General features: G+C 62.3%; 14 protein-coding genes. 8 read left to right on the top strand and 6 right to left on the bottom strand.

The annotated features are described in order from the left end of the window. Nucleotide 1 precedes the first annotated feature (1 nt). The 3 genes from SJY41_RS05380 to ahpF all read left to right on the top strand — a co-directional run bounded on the left by SJY41_RS05380 (nt 2) and on the right by ahpF (nt 5,052). Complete coding sequence (locus SJY41_RS05380; RefSeq protein WP_380779717.1) at nt 2-2,197, top strand: penicillin acylase family protein; 2,196 nt, start codon at nt 2-4, stop codon at nt 2,195-2,197. A 595-nt stretch (nt 2,198-2,792) separates the two neighbouring features. Next, complete coding sequence (gene ahpC / locus SJY41_RS05385) at nt 2,793-3,356, top strand: alkyl hydroperoxide reductase subunit C (protein ID WP_380779719.1); 564 nt, start codon at nt 2,793-2,795, stop codon at nt 3,354-3,356. A gap of 106 nt (nt 3,357-3,462) precedes the next feature. Beyond that, entirely contained in the window at nt 3,463-5,052 is a 1,590-nt protein-coding gene (gene ahpF / locus SJY41_RS05390) for an alkyl hydroperoxide reductase subunit F (protein ID WP_380779721.1), read from the top strand. A gap of 123 nt (nt 5,053-5,175) precedes the next feature. On the opposite strand, the gene SJY41_RS05395 is transcribed toward ahpF, so the two are convergent. Continuing rightward, complete coding sequence (locus SJY41_RS05395; protein ID WP_380779722.1) at nt 5,176-5,475, bottom strand: putative quinol monooxygenase; 300 nt, start codon at nt 5,473-5,475, stop codon at nt 5,176-5,178. A gap of 189 nt (nt 5,476-5,664) precedes the next feature. Between SJY41_RS05395 and SJY41_RS05400 the strand changes: the two genes are divergently transcribed. Next, on the top strand, nt 5,665-7,233 hold the full coding sequence (locus SJY41_RS05400; protein WP_380779724.1) for a tetratricopeptide repeat-containing sulfotransferase family protein: 1,569 nt from the start codon (nt 5,665-5,667) through the stop codon (nt 7,231-7,233). A gap of 83 nt (nt 7,234-7,316) precedes the next feature. Here the strand turns inward: SJY41_RS05400 and SJY41_RS05405 are convergent, their stop codons facing one another. The 5 genes from SJY41_RS05405 to SJY41_RS05425 form a co-directional block, all read right to left on the bottom strand. Continuing rightward, nucleotides 7,317-9,728 carry a TonB-dependent receptor gene (locus SJY41_RS05405; protein ID WP_380779726.1) on the bottom strand — a complete coding sequence of 804 codons (2,412 nt, stop codon included), beginning with the start codon at nt 9,726-9,728 and terminating at the stop codon, nt 7,317-7,319. A gap of 190 nt (nt 9,729-9,918) precedes the next feature. After that, a complete protein-coding gene (locus tag SJY41_RS05410) occupies nt 9,919-10,782 on the bottom strand; it encodes a sterol desaturase family protein (RefSeq protein ID WP_380784067.1) in 864 nt (287 codons plus the stop codon). A 375-nt stretch (nt 10,783-11,157) separates the two neighbouring features. Further along, nucleotides 11,158-12,087, bottom strand: a complete 930-nt coding sequence (locus SJY41_RS05415) for a YncE family protein (protein WP_380779728.1) — start codon at nt 12,085-12,087, stop codon at nt 11,158-11,160. A gap of 32 nt (nt 12,088-12,119) precedes the next feature. Beyond that, nucleotides 12,120-13,133, bottom strand: coding sequence for an MBL fold metallo-hydrolase (locus tag SJY41_RS05420; RefSeq protein WP_380779730.1), 1,014 nt, complete (start codon nt 13,131-13,133; stop codon nt 12,120-12,122). A 17-nt stretch (nt 13,134-13,150) separates the two neighbouring features. Further along, entirely contained in the window at nt 13,151-14,236 is a 1,086-nt protein-coding gene (locus SJY41_RS05425; protein ID WP_380779731.1) for an MBL fold metallo-hydrolase, read from the bottom strand. Between the two features lie 147 nt (nt 14,237-14,383). On the opposite strand from SJY41_RS05425, the gene SJY41_RS05430 reads away from it, so the two are divergent. The 4 genes from SJY41_RS05430 to SJY41_RS05445 are packed head-to-tail and all read left to right on the top strand — an operon-like array spanning nt 14,384 to nt 17,604. Next, nucleotides 14,384-15,469 carry a putative urea ABC transporter substrate-binding protein gene (locus SJY41_RS05430; RefSeq protein WP_380779733.1) on the top strand — a complete coding sequence of 362 codons (1,086 nt, stop codon included), beginning with the start codon at nt 14,384-14,386 and terminating at the stop codon, nt 15,467-15,469. Between the two features lie 30 nt (nt 15,470-15,499). Further along, entirely contained in the window at nt 15,500-16,315 is an 816-nt protein-coding gene (locus SJY41_RS05435) for an ABC transporter permease (RefSeq protein ID WP_380779735.1), read from the top strand. Further along, nucleotides 16,312-17,082 (top strand): ATP-binding cassette domain-containing protein, encoded by a 771-nt coding sequence (locus SJY41_RS05440; protein ID WP_380779737.1) that lies wholly within the window; start codon nt 16,312-16,314, stop codon nt 17,080-17,082. The genes SJY41_RS05435 and SJY41_RS05440 overlap by 4 nt, the downstream gene beginning before the upstream one ends. Nucleotides 17,083-17,094: 12 nt before the next feature. Next, on the top strand, nt 17,095-17,604 hold the full coding sequence (locus SJY41_RS05445) for a CopG family ribbon-helix-helix protein (RefSeq protein WP_380779739.1): 510 nt from the start codon (nt 17,095-17,097) through the stop codon (nt 17,602-17,604). Nucleotides 17,605-17,657 lie beyond the last annotated feature (53 nt).

Consider the following 17,657-nt stretch of genomic DNA (forward strand, 5'->3'; position numbering starts at 1 on the left):
CATGAATACGGTCCTTCGGCGCGCGCGCAATCCGGTGATCCTTCTGGCGCTCGTAGCGGCGGCGCTGGTCGCGTCCCCCGTGGTGGCACCGACGGAGGCCGCACGGTGGCGAGCACAGGCGGCGCGCGTGACCATCACCCGCGATGACTGGGGCATCCCGCATGTCCGCGGGCGCACGGATGCCGACGCGGTGTTCGGTATGATCTTCGCGCAGGCCGAAGACGACTTCCCGCGGATCGAAGCCAATTACCTGACTGCGCTGGGTCGTACCGCCGAAGCGGACGGCGAAGATGCGGTGTGGGCGGATCTGCGTCAGCGACTGTTCGTCGATCCTGCCGAACTGAAAACCCAATACGCCGCCAGCCCGCCGTGGCTGCGCGGTCTGATGCAGGCCTGGGCGGACGGACTGAACTACTACCTTTCCACGCATCCGCAGACCAAACCCAGGGTGTTGACCCGCTTCGAACCATGGATGGCGCTGAGCTTTACCGAAGGCAGCATCGGCGGTGATATCGAGCGGGTTTCGCTCAGCGACCTCAAGACGTTCTACGGAACACCGACGCCACCGACCCCGGAAGAGCTTGGCAGTGTCCCGCGCGAACCATCCGGATCGAACGGTATCGCCATCGCCCCGCGGCTGACCGCCAATGGCCACGCCTTGCTGCTCATCAATCCGCACACCAGCTTCTATTTTCGCTCGGAAGCGCAGATGACGAGTGGTGAAGGCCTCGATGCCTATGGCGCGAGTACCTGGGGCCAGTTTTTCATCTACCAGGGCTTCAACGCAAAGGCCGGGTGGATGCACACCTCCGCGACCGTCGATAACGTCGACGAATTCGCGGAACGGATAGTGCGTCGTGGCGGAGGCTATGCCTATCGCTACGGGAAAGCGACGCGGCCGGTATCCACGGGTCGCGTGACCCTACGTTTTCGCAAACCGGATGGCAGCGTCGGAGAACGCGGGTTCACCATTTTCCGTACGCATCATGGCCCGATCGTCGCCATGAAGGGCGGTCGATGGATCGCCACCGCGTTGATGTGGAAGCCGGTAGCCGCACTGGAGCAAAGCTATCTGCGCACCAAGGCGACCGATCTTGGAGAATATCTGAAGGTTGCGGCGCTGAAAGCCAACGCCTCGAACGATACGCTGTTCGCCGACGCGAAGGGCGAGATCGCGTTCCTGATGCCGCAGTTCATGCCGATCCGCGACGACCGCTTCGATTACACCCGGCCTGTCGACGGCAGCGATCCCGCGACCGACTGGCGCGGACTGCATACGCTGCCGAGTTTACCGAGCGTTCTGAACCCCCGGACCGGCTGGGCGCACAACACCAACGACTGGCCCTGGAGCGCGGCCGGTCCCGACAGTCCCAAGCCCGCCGACTATCCTCGCTACATGGACCAGATCGGCGGCAATGCACGCGGCGTCCATGCCGATCTGTTGCTGGCGGGCAAGGCCGGCTGGACCGCGGAGACGCTGCGAAACGCCGCGTTCGATCCGTATCTGCCCGCGTTCGCGCGACTGTTGCCAGGGCTGATCGACGCGTGGAAGGCACTCGCGGTCGACGATCCCCGGCGGCCGTCGCTCGCGGTGCCGATTTCGTTGCTGGCGTCATGGGATCATCGTTGGGGATATGATTCCGTCGCGACCAGTCTCGCCGTCTTCTGGGGCGACGAGTTATGGCGCGAGGTCGGCACCTTCGCCCAGGCCGAGCGACTGAACGTTCCCGACTATATCGCGACACGTGTCGGCCCGGACGCCAAACTTGCCGCGCTGACGGCCGCCATCCGACGGCTCGATACGGACTTCGGCAGTTGGCGGACGCCGTGGAAAACGATTAATCGCTTTCAGCGACTGGACGACGCGATCGCGCCGCACTTCGATGACGCTCGCGGATCGGTCCCGGTGCCGTTCACTTCGGCACAATGGGGCAGTCTAGCGTCGTTCGGCGCCAAGACCTGGCCGGGGACGAAGCGCTATTACGGAACCAGCGGCAACAGCTTCGTCGCGGTGGTCGAATTCGGCCCGCGCGTGAAGGCCGCCGCGGTCATGGCGGGTGGACAGAGTGGGGACGTTCGCTCGCCGCACTTTTCGGATCAGGTCTCGCACTACGCACAAGGTAAATTACGGCCGGTCTATTTCTATGCGGACGAACTTACCGGGCATGTAGAGCGTCGGTACCGCCCAGGCTCGTAATCATGCCGCTGTCGCCAGTCGGGAGCTCCGCAGCCGATATGGCGACCGTGTTCCGCAACTGCGAAGTTAAATGGTGCGACCGCGAAGTCGCTGTGTTCGATAGCTTTTTCGAGTTGACAGCATCGCCGCATGGGGGGCCGTCATCAACGGGAACGCCAGATTTTTTGCGGGGCTGGAAAATTGACCGTTTGAGCGCCCTTTCAGGAGCAAGCGGCTGAGCGCCGATATCCTGGTTCCGCGCCACCGAACGGCGCATGGCACGTTACCGGTAAGCTTCGAGAGTGCCGGTCTACGGTTTAAAACCGGCGGAAACACGTAGGTTCGGCCGCTGAAGCCCGTTGATGGCGAGAAAAGGTTTCGTCCTCAGGAAGCCGTAAGCGCGGCGGCGTCGCACCATTCCCGGCTTCTGGATCCCGCCTTGCGGCACTCATAGTCGTCGGTCGAACGGCAGGCGTTCGGTTAATCGAGAAAGTGATCCGGCGTTGTGAAAAACGCTCTATGATCGATCCAGTCGATCACGAACTTGATATAGAGTTGTTTTGCAATGCAGCATAAGCGCCTATATCCGGTTGGCATCATTCAACGGAGACGACGCATGGCCCTCATTGGCAGCAAGCTGAAACCCTTCACCACCCAGGCTTACAAGCAGGGTAAGTTCGTCAGCGTCAGCGACGCGGACGTGCTGGGCAAGTGGGCGGTATTTTTCTTCTACCCGGCGGACTTCACGTTCGTCTGCCCGACCGAACTCGAGGACCTTGCGGACGTCTACCCGACCCTGCAGAAGATGGGCGTCGAGGTATTCAGCGTCTCGACCGATACGCATTTCAGCCACAAGGCATGGCATGATACCTCGCCGGCGATCGGCAAGATCAACTACTTCATGCTCGGTGATCAGAACCACAGCATCAGCAACAACTTCGAGATCCTCCGTGAGGGTCAGGGTCTTGCAGATCGTGGCACCTTCGTCGTCGATCCGGAGGGTATCATCCAGCTCATCGAAGTGACGTCGGAAGGCGTCGGCCGCAACGCGACCGAGCTGCTGCGCAAGATCAAGGCAGCACAGTATATTGCCGCTCATCCGGGTGAAGTTTGCCCGGCAAAGTGGGAAGAGGGCGAGGAAACGCTTGCTCCCAGCCTCGATCTCGTCGGCAAGATCTAACCGGCTTCGGCTTCTCCAGGAGGCCGAGACGATCGCGGCTCGGGGTGGAGCACCGCCACCCCGAGCCGTTCGCGTTTTCAAGACATATCTATTTTCGGAGTTTCCCATGCTCGACGCCAACCTGACGCAGCAGTTGAAGGCCTATCTGGTCAACATCCGGCAGCCCATCGAACTGGTCGCCAGCCTGGGTGACGACGCCAAGTCCCGCCAGATGGGCGAGCTGATCAATGAGATCGCGGTCCTGTCGGACATGATCACGGTCGTTACCGCGGACGACAAGCGCAAGCCGAGCTTCATGATCCGCCGCGCCGGAACGGACATCGGCGTGCGGTTCGCCGGGTTGCCGATGGGCCATGAGTTCACCTCGCTCGTCCTTGCCTTGCTGCAGGTCGGAGGCCACCCGTCAAAGGCGGCGCAGGACCTGATCGCGCAGGTGCAGGGGCTTGAAGGCAACTTCAATTTCGAAACCTATTTCTCGTTGTCGTGCCAGAATTGCCCGGATGTCGTCCAGGCACTGAACCTGATGGCCGTGCTCAATCCCCGGGTAACGCATACCGCGATCGACGGCGCGCTGTTCCAGGACGAGGTCACGGATCGCAAGATCATGGCCGTGCCGACGATCTTCCTCAACGGTGAGGTTTTCGGCCAGGGCCGGATGGAACTGGAGCAGATCGTCGCGAAGATCGATACCGGCGCCGTGGCCCGCAACGCGGAGAAAATCGCGCAGAAGGACGCGTTCGACGTGCTCGTCGTCGGCGGCGGTCCTGCCGGCGCCGCAGCGGCAATCTATACTGCACGCAAGGGAATCCGCACCGGCATCGCGGCCGAGCGGTTCGGTGGCCAGGTCCTGGACACGATGGCGATCGAGAACTTCATCTCGGTGCCGCATACCGAAGGTCCGAAGCTGGCGGCCGAACTCGAGCGTCACGTTCGCGAATACGACGTGGACATCATGAACCTGCAGCGTGCGGCCACGCTCATTCCCGCCACCGATGCCGGTGGACTACACGAGATCGTCCTGGAAAACGGTGCTTCGCTCAAGGCGCGGACGGTGATCCTGTCGACCGGCGCGCGCTGGCGGCAGATGAACGTTCCGGGCGAGGACAGCTACAAGAACAAGGGCGTGGCCTATTGCCCGCACTGCGACGGGCCCTTGTACAAGGGCAAGCGCGTCGCAGTCATCGGCGGCGGCAACTCGGGCGTCGAGGCCGCGATCGATCTGGCCGGGATCGTCGCGCATGTCACGCTGATCGAATATGATACCGATCTGCGCGCGGACGCGGTGCTCCAGCGCAAGCTGGCCAGCCTGTCCAACGTCCGCATCATTACCTCGGCTTTGACGACCGAGGTGCATGGGGATGGCGACAAGGTTACCGGGCTTTCGTACCGCGACCGCAATCACGATACGATGCACCAGGTCGAGCTCGAGGGCATCTTCGTACAGATCGGACTGGTTCCGAACACCGAATGGCTTCGCGATGCGATCGCGCTGTCACCACGCGGTGAGATCGAGGTCGATCATCGTGGCCATACGTCGCAGCCGGGCATCTTCGCGGCAGGCGACGCCACCACCGTCCCGTTCAAGCAGATCGTGATTGCGATGGGCGAAGGCTCGAAGGCCGGGCTTTCCGCGTTCGACTATCTGATTCGCTTGCCGGCAGAAGAGACCTTCGATTGGGAACAGGCGGCAGCCTGACCCTCGTCTCGGGAGAACTCCGCTCCGAGACTGAAAAGCTCGGTAACCCAACTGGGTTACCGAGCTTTTTCGTTCGCGGTCCGAGATTTGGAGTCCGGGTCCGTGACGACCGCAGAATTGGCCTCAGTCGATCACGTCGACCGGTTGGGTGACGACGATCTCGGGCCGTGCCGACGCAAGGTTTCGGGCTGCCAGGCCGAACGCCTTGAAATGGTCCGACGCCATATGCTGTTGGACCGCGGCATCGTCGACATACTGCTCGTTGAACACGAACCGTCGCGCCCCCTCCGTCTCCCGCCATAAGTCATAGTGAATTACGCCGTGTTCTTTGCGTGACGCAGCAACACAGATCCGCGCAGCGGCGGCGAATGCATCGTCTTCGCCAGGCTTGACGGTGACGAAGGCAACGATCTTGACGGCCATGGTTCACTCCTGAGTTGAACGCTACACCTGCCGTCCCAGCCGTTTCGTGGCAAGGGACTCGCGATCGGCGACGCGATGCGGGCGCCGTCGCTTCCATCATCTGGCGAAGAATATTTCCCCGTGGCATATCATATTTGACCGCATACCGTGCTGCGTGTCGAAGGTGATCCGCTTTCCAAAGGAATTCGCGTGACGTTGGAAGCAGAAGCCAGATCGGCGCTGAAGCGTGGCGATCTTCCCGCCGCCGCCGCCGCCGCGAAGACACTCGTATCGCGCGAGCCACAGCAGTCCGCCGGTTTCTTTCTGCTCGGTATGGCTGCTGCGGAGGCGGGCCATGTCGCCAAGGCGATCCCGCTGATCGAAATGGCTGTGGAGCGCGGCCCGGACGCCGAGCATCTGGCGCAATTGGCGCGATTGCTCATCTTGATGCGGCGGGATGGCGAGGCCGTCCATGCGGCGCGCGCGGCGATGGAGTTGGCGCCCGCCGATGCGCTGACGCTGGACACCATCGGATGCGTGCTCGCCCGCCTGGGCGATCACGAAGCGTCGATCGTGCCGTTCTCCGCAGCCGTTGCAACCAAGCCGGACAATATCGAATTCCGTTATAATCTCGCTGCAGCAAGTGGCTTTACCGGCCGCGTGGACGACGCGCGTTCGCACTATGAATTCATCCTCGCCAAGGAGCCCGGTCACGCTCGCGCGCATTATGCGCTCGCTATTCTGGGCCGCCAGACGAAGCAGTCCAATCACGTACCAAGATTGCGGACTGTACTGGCAAGCGCGACCCGGCCGGAGGATGCGTTGCGCATCCGGTACGCGCTCGCGAAAGAACTCGAAGACGTCGGCAGTGCACGCGATGCGTTCGACCATCTCTCCGAAGCCAATGCCGCACACAAGTTGGCGATCCGCTACGATTTCGCGCAGGACGCCGCGATCTTCGATGCGATCGAGACGGTGTTCGACGGCGATGCTGTAAAGTTGACGAGTAGCGCAGGCACGTCGAGCAGACTGCCGATATTCGTCGTGGGCATGCCGCGCACGGGTACGACACTCGTTGATCGTATTCTGTCATCGCACCGTGACGTACATGCCGCGGGTGAACTCCAGGCCATGCCGCTGGCGGTCAAGCAACTTGCCGGTACACCGTCTCGGGTCGTTATCGATCCGGCAACGGTCGCGGCAAGCGGCAACCTAGATCCCGCGCAGATCGGCGAGCTGTATCTGCAGCGCGCAAGTCATCACCGATCGAGCGACAAACCGCGCTTCACCGACAAGCTACCGGCGAACTTCCTCTACGTCGGCCATATCGCGCGTGCGCTCCCCGATGCGCCGATCATATGCCTGCGCCGTCATCCGATGGATACGATCTGGAGCAACTACAAAAACCTGTTCGCCAGCCAGTCGGCCTATTACGCTTATTCCTACGATCTCATGGATACCGCGCGCTATTATGCGCGCTTCGACCGGTTGATGGCGCTCTGGGAAAAGCTGTGGCCGGGGCGGGTGCTGCAATTGTCCTACGAGGCCCTGGTTGCAGACCAGAAAGGGCAGACGCAACGGCTGCTCGAACATTGCGGCCTGGATTGGGACGAGGCTTGCTTGTCGTTTCACGAAAATAGCGCTGCCGTCGCAACGCCCAGCGCCGCACAGGTACGACGGCCGATCAACGCAAGTGCAGTAGGGAAATGGCGGTCGCATGCCGATGCGCTGGAGCCGGCACGGGCTTGGCTGATGACGCAGGGCATCGACGTGCGATAACGCTTCAGCCGTTTGACGCGCGACCAACGATGTCAAACGGATCGAGGCGCCATTCAAGCAATGGCGCCTCTTCCCTTTAACCTTCAGTATTTGATGCGGGCATCGAGGCCGAATGTCCGCGGGTTCAGTACCGTCTGCCGGTAATAGCGAACGGCCACGCCGTCGTTGACGCCAATCCGTGACCGGTCCTGGCCGACCGACACGACCGCATATTTGTCGAAGATATTGTTCGTGAATATACCGATGCTGTATGTATCGGTTTCATACGACAGGGTCGCGCGATGCAGGACATATCCGGGTATCTTGTCCCCATAGCCACGGTCCCAGCCGAGCCGCGAGACCACGCTTCCGCGGTAGGTCGCGGTCCAGTTGGCGACGATGTTCCCGTCCACGGCTGGCACGGTGTACGTCGCACCGAGGCTACCTGAATTCTTTGCAGATCCCGGCAGGCGGTCGCCGTCGAGCGCGGCGATCTGCGTGAACTTTGGCCGGCCGTCATAATTGTTCGGCGTGGTCCGAATGGTAATGATGCCGGGCACGTCCTCTGTCAGCTTGGCGTCGGTGTAGGAATAGGTGCCTTGTATGGCTAGCGCCGGAAGCGGCTTGAGCTGGAACGACCCTTCCAGACCCTGCGAGCGAGCCGCTCCGCCGTTCACCGTGATGCCGGTCACGCCATAAAAGGTCGCCGAGTCCACCTGGATACCCTGCCAGGCGATGTGGAAGATATCGAAGTTGAAAATCAGCCTCCGGTCGAGAAGCTGCGTACGAATGCCGATCTCGGCGTTCTTCGTGGTATCGGGGCCATATTGGATCTCGTTCGGCAACGCGCAGGCGTTCTGCTGGTTTGCCGGTACGGGATCGGGGCATGGCGCCACGCGGTTGGGCCCTCCGATACGGTAACCCTTGCTGTAGGTACCGTAGATCATGAAGTTCGACGTGAAGTTATAGGAGGTGTTGAACTTCCAGACCCAGCCGTCCTTCTTCGCCTTGCCGCCTGCCGGGTCGACGTCATACGGACTGAGCGGGTCGCCGAGCAGCGGCAGCACCAACGCGCCTTGAATGTTCGAGGTGTATTTGAAGTAGCGCGCGCCGCCGGTGAGCTGCCATTTCGGCGTGACCTTGAACGTGCCTTCGCCGAACACTGCTTTTTCGGTGACCTTCGACTTGGTGTAGCTGACATATTCGAGATCGTCGGGATTGCCGGAAATCCCGTAGAAATCCGACAGGCCGGGCGTGTGCTCGGCATAGTCGTTCTTCGCCTTCTGATTATTGTAGAAACCGCCGAGTACCCAGCTGAACGGACCGCCATGACGCGAGACGAGGCGCACCTCCTGGTTGAACTGCTTGCGGTGGTTGTCGGACTCGTTGAAGCTCGAAAAGGCCGGGAACAGCTCGTAATCATAGTCGAGATCGAGCAGCAGGTCGGTATTGTCGCTCTGTGTACGCGTCCTGACGTTCGTATAGGCAGTCGTCGACACGAGGTCGGCGACGTTCGCGATATTCGCGTTGATCTCCATGCTGAGGAGATGCGCGTGACGGTTCACCGGCTCGCTATAGCGACTGGCATTTTCGTACTTGCCGGTCCCGAGCACGCCGGCGCTGTTGGCTTGCGCGCCGTCGGTTTTGGTTTGCTGGTAAGCATAGGTGAAGTCGACCTTTAGGCCATCATTGGCCTGAACCAGCAACTGGTTGCGGGTCGTGAACGTCTTCTCGAAATTGAGATCTTTGCGCGTCTTCAGGTTCGCCGCATAGTCAGACGCCGACACGCCCCCGGTACCACCCGGCTGCGGAAGCGACACGCCGGGTGTCTGCAGCAACAATGGGGAGTCGATAAAACCTGGATCGTAATAATAGCCCGTCGCCGTACGGAACGCGACATGGTCCTTCAAGATCGGGATGTTGATGACACCATCGATCTGCTTGCCCGACTTGCTGCCGTGGCTCTTGCCGTAAAGGCGGCCGTGCACCTCGCCTTCGAATTCGGTCAGGTTGGGGCGGTTCGGAATGTAGCGGATCGCACCGGCCAGCGTGCCAAGGCCGTAGAGCGTACCTTGCGGCCCGAGCAGCGTCTCCACTCGTGCGATGTCGTTGAGTTTGAAGTCGTAATAGAGCGGCACTTCGCCAAGATAAATGCCGAGCGAGTTGTCGTAATTGGTGCCGCCCGATGCCACGTCCGAGGCATTGAGGCCACGTAGGACGATCGTCCCGGTCGAACCCGGCCCGGTGTCGGATATCGTCAGGCCCGGCGTGAAATCCGCCAAATCCCGCACATCGTCGATCCGTTGCCGCGCCAGCTCGTCCGCGCCGATCGCCGAGATATTGATCGGCGTATCCATCAGGGTCGTGTTCCGCCGCGTACCGGTGACGATGATCGTATCGTCGGCTCCCGCAGTTGCAGCGAGCGTCTCCTGTGCCATGGCCGGCAGGGCAATTGCCGTACTGGTGAACATGGTTGCGGATAACAGCCCGATCTTCAGTTTCGCGCGGTACGACATATCTTTCCCCTTTATGTGGAATCGTCCTCCAGGCGCTGACACCTCCCTGCCAGAGCCCGGGCGTACGTAGATCCGAGATGTTCGGGCGTTCGATCGGCTGCCGCTTTTGCGGCTTGCCGACACAGGCTTTCGAACTCTCAGCTTTCCTCGCGGCGCTAGAGCCGATCCAAATTCGTCGTTGCGACGTGGATCAACCGGTTGCCGAGGCGGAATCTCTTTGCTTCCTCGCGCGCGCTCTTGCGATCAGCGGGCGCGCCGGGAAGATCGTCTGTTCCCAGACCGACAGTCGTTGTCGATCGTCCTGCCCCACCACGGACGATTCACCGTCGCGGTACGTACCGAAGATGCGGTCGAGCAAAATCAACGAGTTGCCGTAGTTGCACCGGGTATCGTCATAGCTCAGTGCAGTATGGTGAAGGCTGTGATGCCGGATCGTCGTGAAGAAAAAAGCATACCAGCGTGGTGGGTCGGACCGCACATTGGCGTGCGCGAAGGTCGAAACCACACCTAAAATGTTGAATGCGCAGAACTGGGCCGCTTGCGGCAGATCGAACAAGGCCATGACGCTGAGGCTGATGAGCACCAGCTCGACGGGGTTGCCGACAGCACCCTTTGCAGCGTTCAGCTGCGTGATGTGATGATGCGGCGCGTGCGTCCACCACAGCACCGAATTGTGCATGGCGCGATGCATCCAATACTGGCCGAATTCGACCAGGAACACGACCAGCGCGACCTGTATGACGAACGGCAAGTGCATGGCCCATTGCGTGGTGATGCCGAGCGAATGCTTGGCCGCCGCGAGCGGGTTTTCGGCGATCCTCGTCGAGACCCAAGAGATGACCGAATATCCAAGAACGACGTAGAACAGGTCCGTTGCGAATTCGCGCCCGTTCATTCGCCAGCCGGCATGCCGTTCATGGACCCATTCGAGCGCCTGCACGGTCGCCGTCGTGAGCGCGCCCGCGACGACGATCGACCAGGGGTTTTTGATCCACGCTGCCGGACCGAACGCGCAGAACAGGATGACCACCGCGATCATCGCAGGGGGTAGCATGTCGAACACCCACGTCTTGACGGGGTTGCCGTCCAGAGTGTCGGCAACAGAGTGCAGATCGTCCGAAGGAGCAGCGTGGCAGGTCGATTGTCGATCCATAGAAACCTCCCCAAACCAAGCCGTTTCCAGCGGCGCTCCTCGGTCTCCTCTCCTGGTCTTTTCGCTCTGAATGGCGATGTGTCACACGATATTCATATTACCTTTTTGGTCAAGAGTAATATTTTGTTACATTTTCCGACGATGCGAACTGACTAGATATGCTGAGGATTAACCCGATTTTCTTGGCTAGGCGGCGCGTTTCGGTCATCGTCGCGTCCTCCGAACACAGCCGCTACGACGACTCGTCGTCGGTTTCGCGATATGGCGACGCGCGGTCTAGTTCCGGCGCGGATTGGTGGCGCTCCACCACGACAGAGTCTTGAGGTCGTGCGCGGTCGTCCAGATGCCCGACGGTGTGTAGCGCAAAGCGCCGCTGCCCGACGCCTTGCCGGCACGTGCGCCGATTTTGAGCGAGCGCGGATCGATCGTGACGAACGTCTGATCCTCCGTGGTACGCAACCAGACCTGCCCGCCCCCAACGTCGATGTCGCCGTAGATGAGGGACTTTCCGACTTTCACGCGGCCCGACACCACGACCGTGCGCGGATCGATCCGCGCGACGGTGCCGTCGCCTTGTTCCTGGACCCAGACGGCGCCCTCCCCTGCCGCGAGGAAGCCCGGCTGGGCCCCCAGTCTGGCCTTGCCGGTCACCTTGTCGGTGCGCGGATCGATCCGCTGGAGCGAGTGTTCGGTACTGCTGACCGCCCACAGCGAACCCAATCCGAACGCGAGATAGAAGCTGTTGGGATCGACGCCGATCGTGGCGATTACCGCGTTCGTCGCCGGATCGATCCTGGCGACCTGCCCTGCCGCCTGGCTGGGCACCCAGATCGATCCCGCGCCCGCAACGACGTTCAGCTCGCCCTTTGGATTGGCGATATGGGTGGGGATGATGCTCTGGACGCGCGCCGTCTTCAGGTCGATGCGGTAGAGGTCGTCGCCCTTGCAATTCGCCACCCAGAGCGACCCGAACGCAACCGCCATCGCGCCGCAAGGCTTCGGCACCGCGACGGAGGCCAGCTTGCCACGGGTCGACCATTGCTCGACGCGCCCGTCATTGGTGGCCCACACCGTCTTGCCGTCGACCGCGAGGAAGTCGGCGAAACCGGGCACGCTGAGCGTGTGTTCGGTCAGCGCGCCGCGCCCGGGTGGTGCCGAAGCGCACAACGGGGCCAACAGCAGCAGCAAACCCATAGGTCGTTTCATACGCGCGTTTCCCCCTGTCGAATGTCGATGCCTCATGCGTAGCGATACGGATTGGCATCGATCGTCGTCGTGCCGCGCGTCTGGTTGCAGAGGAAGACGGTGCCGGTGAAGTAGATGCCGGGCTTTGTGATGGTCTTAGCCATCGCGAACGCGTCGCGCAGTTGCTGCACGGTCATCTCCACCGGTGCCTCGTTCGGTTGGTAGGTCATCCCGTAGGCATAGTCCTCGCCATCGCGGCTGATCTCGACATGACAGCCCATGACATGCGTGACCGGATGCGTGTCACAGAAGTCGATCAGCCGCTTCATGCTGTCGAACCAGGCGTCCCAGAAACCTATATAGCAGCGACCGCGGTAGAACATGTCGCCGGTGAAGAGGATCTGCGTGTAGCTGTCGTAATAGGCGAATTCCGACACGACATGGCCGGGTGATCCCCAGATGAGGACGTCGCGGCCGCCGAGATCGAGCGTCACGCGCTGCTCCGGGAAATGCGTCATGCCCCAGAAGCCGACCATCTCCTCGTGCGTCAGCCCCATGTAGCGCGTGTTGGGGCGGTCCGCGAACTGGTTGGTCGCGGCATAATGGTCTGCATGCAGATGGCTGAACGCGACCAGCAGTTCCAGGCTTGCCGGATCGCGGCCGTTGCGGCGGCACCAGTCGTCGATGCACTGGTCGATCACGCCGCGCAAATCCCAGTCGCTGCGGAGCTGTACGAAGCCCTCGTCCAGCAGCAGCACGCGGTCGTTGCCGAAATACAGCGGCGCGAACGGCGCCTCGTAGCTGTACGCCTTGTTCTGGCGCAGGATCGCGGTGTGCGGATTATACCAATGGACCTGTACCGGCGGGTCGGTGTTGTCCATTAACGACTCCGACCCGCAGATCCATTTCGGGGGGAAGGTGCCGGTTGCGGGCAGGTTGCTCTTGAAATCGATCGGGGCCGGCCGGGCAGCTGCCGACGCCATGTCGGCGAGACCGGCGAACGTTGCGCCCGATAGCGGAATGGCGGCGGCAAGGGCGTTATGAGTCAGGAAGGTGCGACGATCCACGGTTGCTGTCCTTGCCATCAAAAGGGACGCGGGGGATTGATGTTGGGCACACCCTCCGGCCAGCTTTGCGTGCGTTGGTCGGGGCTGACCCCGTTGAACAACACGAAATCGGGCCGGATCAGCATCATGTCCTTGCCCTGGACCTCGCGGGCATAGCGGAGCGCCTCGTCGAGCAGCGCAGGCTCCATCTCGAGGACACGCTCGTACGGCTTGTAGGTCGCAAACCGGGGATAGGATTTTCCGGGCACGAACATCATCTCGACATGGCCGCCCAGAATCCATTTTACGGATGTGGTCGCCGCGAAGGCCTTCAACCGCTCCAGCGAGGCGACGAAATCGCGGTCGTTGCCGATGTTGATCTTGCCGGGAAACAACAGGTCGCCGGTGAACAGGAGATCGCAATAGGGATCGTAGAAGCTCACCCCGTCCTTGTGCGTGCCTGGCGTGGGCAACACTTCGACCACCCGGTCACCCAGATCGATCCGCCCGGTGCCGGACGGCCAGCTGCGCTGGAGACCGTAAAACCGCTTCATCAGTTCCAGCGGCTTCGGGACTATCACGGTGTCCGGACGTCCCGCGAACTGCACCAGTCCCTGGTTCTGGGCGATGTCCTCGGCCGACGTCAGCGCGATTGTCAGCGGTACCTTTCGCCGCCCCCGCGCCTTCGCCCAGCGGGTGACGATCGCATCGACGGTCGCGCGCAACGGGTAGTGATCGGGGTTCGCGGTCGCGCCGCTGTCGATCAACAACGCGCCTTCGTTGCCGAACAGCAGATAGGTGAACGGCGCCTCCCAATGCACGCAGACGTTCTGGCGGAGCAGGAACGTGTCTTCATTATATTGCATGACCTGGACCCGCGGATCGCGGTTCCGGGCGGCGATGTTGGAGCCGTAGGTCCAACGCAGCGCGATGGTGCCCGGCGCAGGTCCGACGCAGGCGTAATTATGGCGCACCGGCGCGTTGCGGTGCAGCGGTAACGCGCTGTCGGTGTTGCGCACGCCGGGTGGATTATAGCCCCGGTCGGGGTTGCCGTTGGGATATGCGCGCCCCGGCGGCGGCGAAGTGCCGATGACTGCCGGAGTGTTGGTCGAGCTTTGCGCCACGCACGTCTCCCAGAAACACGCGGACCCCACCGATCCAGCGTGAACTCCTGACAATCTATCCATATTACGAAAGTCGGCAACAGTAATAATGCCGGTGGACAGGAATTTGGTTTGCGGCGATGCTGCGGTGCGAAAGGGGTGCGAATCATGCTCAAACGGATCGGCAGCGCAGGGAGACTTGCACTCACCGCCTGCATGCTGATGGCGACCTCCTGTTCGCCGTCATCGCCCACCGCGTCCGCGCCGCGTACGGAGTTCAGCATCGGCTGGTCGATCTACGCCGGCTGGATGCCATGGCCGTACGCGCAGCAGGCTGGAATCGTGAAGAAATGGGCCGATAAATACGGGCTCAAGATCAACGTCGTCCAGGTCAACGACTATGTCGAATCGGTGAACCAATACACCGCCGGCAAGCTCGACGGCGTCACCGTCGCCAACATGGACGCGCTGACCATTCCCGCGGCGGGTGGCAAGGATACCAGCGCGATCATCGTGGGCGACTATTCGAACGGCAATGACGGGATCATGCTGAAGGGCGGCGACACGCTGAAGGCGATCAAGGGGCGGCAGGTGTATCTCGCCGAGTTGTCCGTCTCGCATTACCTGCTCGCACGCGGCCTGGCTTCGGTCGGCATGGCGTTGACCGACGTGAAGACGGTCAACACGTCGGACGCCGATATCGTCGGCGCATTCGCGACACCGGAGGTCACCGCCGCGGTCGCCTGGAACCCGCAGCTTTCGGTGATGCGCGCCACGCCCGGCGGCAAGGAAGTCTTCAGTTCCGCGGACATTCCCGGTGAAATCCTCGACCTGCTGGTGGTCGACACCGCGACGCTGAAGGCCAACCCGAACCTCGGCAAGGCACTGGCCGGCATCTGGTACGAGACGACCGCGCTGATGCAGCGGCAGGATGCGCAGGGCAAGGCGGCGCGGGCCGCCATGGCGAAGCTCGCCGGCACCAAGCCCGAGATGTTCGACGGCCAGCTGTCGACCACGTTCCTCTACGCCGACCCGAAGGCGGCGGTGGCTGCCACCTCGTCCCCCGCCCTGATCACCACGATGACGCGGGTGCGGGACTTCAGTTATTCGAAGGGGCTGTTCGGTCCGGGATCGAAGTCACCCGGTGCGGTCGGCATGGCGTTTCCCGGCAACAAGACGCTCGGCGCCGCCGACCATGTGACCCTGCGCTTCGACGCACGCTACATGCAGATGGCCGCAGATGGTAAACTCTGAGCGGCGGTCACGCGCCGGGACGGCGGCGCCATGCGCTGGGTGAACCGGCGGATCGGGCGGGGTAACAGCGTCCTGCTGGGCGCGATCCCGATCGTCCTGCTCGCGCTGCTCTATGTCGTCGTCGCGGCAAGTCGCCATGCGGTCAACCCGAACGACAAGATCCTGCCGCTGCCCGGCGGCATGATCGAGGCGATGTCGGCGCTGCTGTTTCAGCCGGATCAAATGTCGGGCCAGCTGATCTTCTGGGCCGACACCCTCGCCAGCCTGCAACGGCTCGCGATCGGCCTCGCTTTGTCGACCCTGTCGGCCTTGCTGGTCGGGCTGGTCCTCGGCGTCCTGCCGCCGGTCCGCGCGACCTTCGGGCCGCTGGTCACGGGCATTGCGGTGATCCCGCCGATCGCGTTGCTACCAATATTGTTCATCGTCTTCGGCCTTGGCGAGACGTCGAAGGTGGCGCTGATCTTCATCGGCATCGCCCCGTTCATGATCCGGGACATCGCGGCACACATCACCGCGCTGCCGCGGGAACAGATCGTCAAGGCACAAACCCTCGGCGCGAGTAGCTGGCAGGTGATGCTCCGCGTCGCGCTGCCGCAGGCGATGCCGCGGCTGATCCAGGCGGTTCGCCTGTCGCTCGGCCCCGCCTGGGTCTTCCTGATCTCGGCGGAAGCGATTGCGTCCGACGTCGGCCTCGGCTACCGGATCTTCCTGGTCCGCCGCTATCTCTCGATGGATATCATCCTGCCCTATGTCGCCTGGATCGCGCTGCTGGCAATCGCAATGGACATGCTGCTGACCTGGTCGAGCCGGCGCTTCTTCCCCTGGGCACAGGAGCCAAATCGTTGAGCGTTCTGCTCCAGCTCCGCAACATCTGGGTCGAATATGGCGACAAGGTCGTATTGGAACGGGTGAACCTGGATATCGCTGCCGGGTCGTTCGTCTCGATCATCGGACCGTCGGGTGCCGGCAAGAGCAGCCTGTTGCGCGTCGTTCTGGGTCAGGAAGCGCCGACGCGAGGCTCGATCCTGCTCGACGATACCCCGCTCAAGCCCGAATGCGGCCCCGATCGCGGCGTCGTGTTCCAGCGATATTCGGTCTTCCCGCATTTGTCCGTGCTGGGCAACACGCTGTTCGGGCTGGAATGCGCGCAGGCGCCCTTTACCGCGCGGCTTTTCGGGACACGTCGCCGCGCGGCGATCGCCGAGGCGGAGGAAATGCTCGTGGCGGTCGGCCTCGGCGACAGCCTGCATCTGTATCCCGCGCAGATGTCGGGCGGGATGCAGCAACGACTGGCCATCGCGCAGGCACTGATCAAGCGACCGCGGATCCTGCTGCTCGACGAGCCCTTCGGCGCGCTCGATCCCGGTATCAAAGCGGACATGCATGCGCTGACAAGGCGGCTTTGGACCGACTATTCCCTGACGGTGATCATGGTCACCCACGATATCAAGGAAGCCTTTTCTCTTGGCACCCGCGTACTTACGCTGGATAAGCAGCGTCGCGATCCGCACGCGCCGCATCGTTACGGCGCGACGGTGGCATTCGATCTGCCGCTAACCAAACGGGCTCCGGCCCTTACGAAAAGTCCGATACTTGACGTCCTTACCATCTGAAAAATTCGCACGATGAGCACTGAAACGGCCAGTCTGGCTCGGCTCAGCATGAGCTTACCGGCAGAATTGTTTCGCCAGCTCGACGTCATGGTCGAAGAGAGGGGCCTACCCTCCCGGTCACAGCTCATCGCCGAACTCATTCGCCATGCGCTGGCCGAACATGAGGCGCTGACCCGTCCCGACGACATGCTCGCGGGCACGATCACGCTCGTCTATCGCGGCGACCGTGGCCGCGTCCGACAGCAACTCGCGCAGACGCAGGCCGAGTATCTGAAGGAAGTCATCTCCTCGCAGCACGTCTTCCTCGAGGACGACCAGTCGCTCGAAGTGCTGTTGGTGCAGGGTCCCACCACGCGACTGAAGGAGCTGTGCGACGCGCTGCGCCGGATCCGCGGCGTGCACCAGCTCCAGCTGGTCACCACGACCGCCCTGTTGCCGCCGCTTCATGAGCAGGACGGCGTGGAGACTGACACTAGCGCTGCGGCCGTCAGGAAATCGCCAACCAAGAGCGCCGCGGCCTAGGCTGACCCCGGGCCGGCCCTGTGCTGGGGCCGGCGCATGGTTTCCCGACAGGC

This window comes from Sphingomonas sp. R86520 (assembly GCF_042466285.1).
Lineage (GTDB): Bacteria > Pseudomonadota > Alphaproteobacteria > Sphingomonadales > Sphingomonadaceae > Sphingomonas.

Excerpts from the sequence above, each read along its gene's own strand:
- ahpF (WP_380779721.1), top strand. The coding sequence starts at position 3,463 with ATGCTCGACGCCAACCTGACGCAGCAGTTGAAGGCCTATCTGGTCAAC.
- SJY41_RS05395 (WP_380779722.1), bottom strand. The coding sequence starts at position 5,475 with ATGGCCGTCAAGATCGTTGCCTTCGTCACCGTCAAGCCTGGCGAAGAC.
- SJY41_RS05445 (WP_380779739.1), top strand. The coding sequence starts at position 17,095 with ATGAGCACTGAAACGGCCAGTCTGGCTCGGCTCAGCATGAGCTTACCG.
- SJY41_RS05415 (WP_380779728.1), bottom strand. The coding sequence starts at position 12,087 with ATGAAACGACCTATGGGTTTGCTGCTGCTGTTGGCCCCGTTGTGCGCT.
- SJY41_RS05380 (WP_380779717.1), top strand. The coding sequence starts at position 2 with ATGAATACGGTCCTTCGGCGCGCGCGCAATCCGGTGATCCTTCTGGCG.
- SJY41_RS05410 (WP_380784067.1), bottom strand. The coding sequence starts at position 10,782 with ATGCTACCCCCTGCGATGATCGCGGTGGTCATCCTGTTCTGCGCGTTC.
- SJY41_RS05405 (WP_380779726.1), bottom strand. The coding sequence starts at position 9,728 with ATGTCGTACCGCGCGAAACTGAAGATCGGGCTGTTATCCGCAACCATG.
- ahpC (WP_380779719.1), top strand. The coding sequence starts at position 2,793 with ATGGCCCTCATTGGCAGCAAGCTGAAACCCTTCACCACCCAGGCTTAC.
- SJY41_RS05435 (WP_380779735.1), top strand. The coding sequence starts at position 15,500 with ATGCGCTGGGTGAACCGGCGGATCGGGCGGGGTAACAGCGTCCTGCTG.
- SJY41_RS05430 (WP_380779733.1), top strand. The coding sequence starts at position 14,384 with ATGCTCAAACGGATCGGCAGCGCAGGGAGACTTGCACTCACCGCCTGC.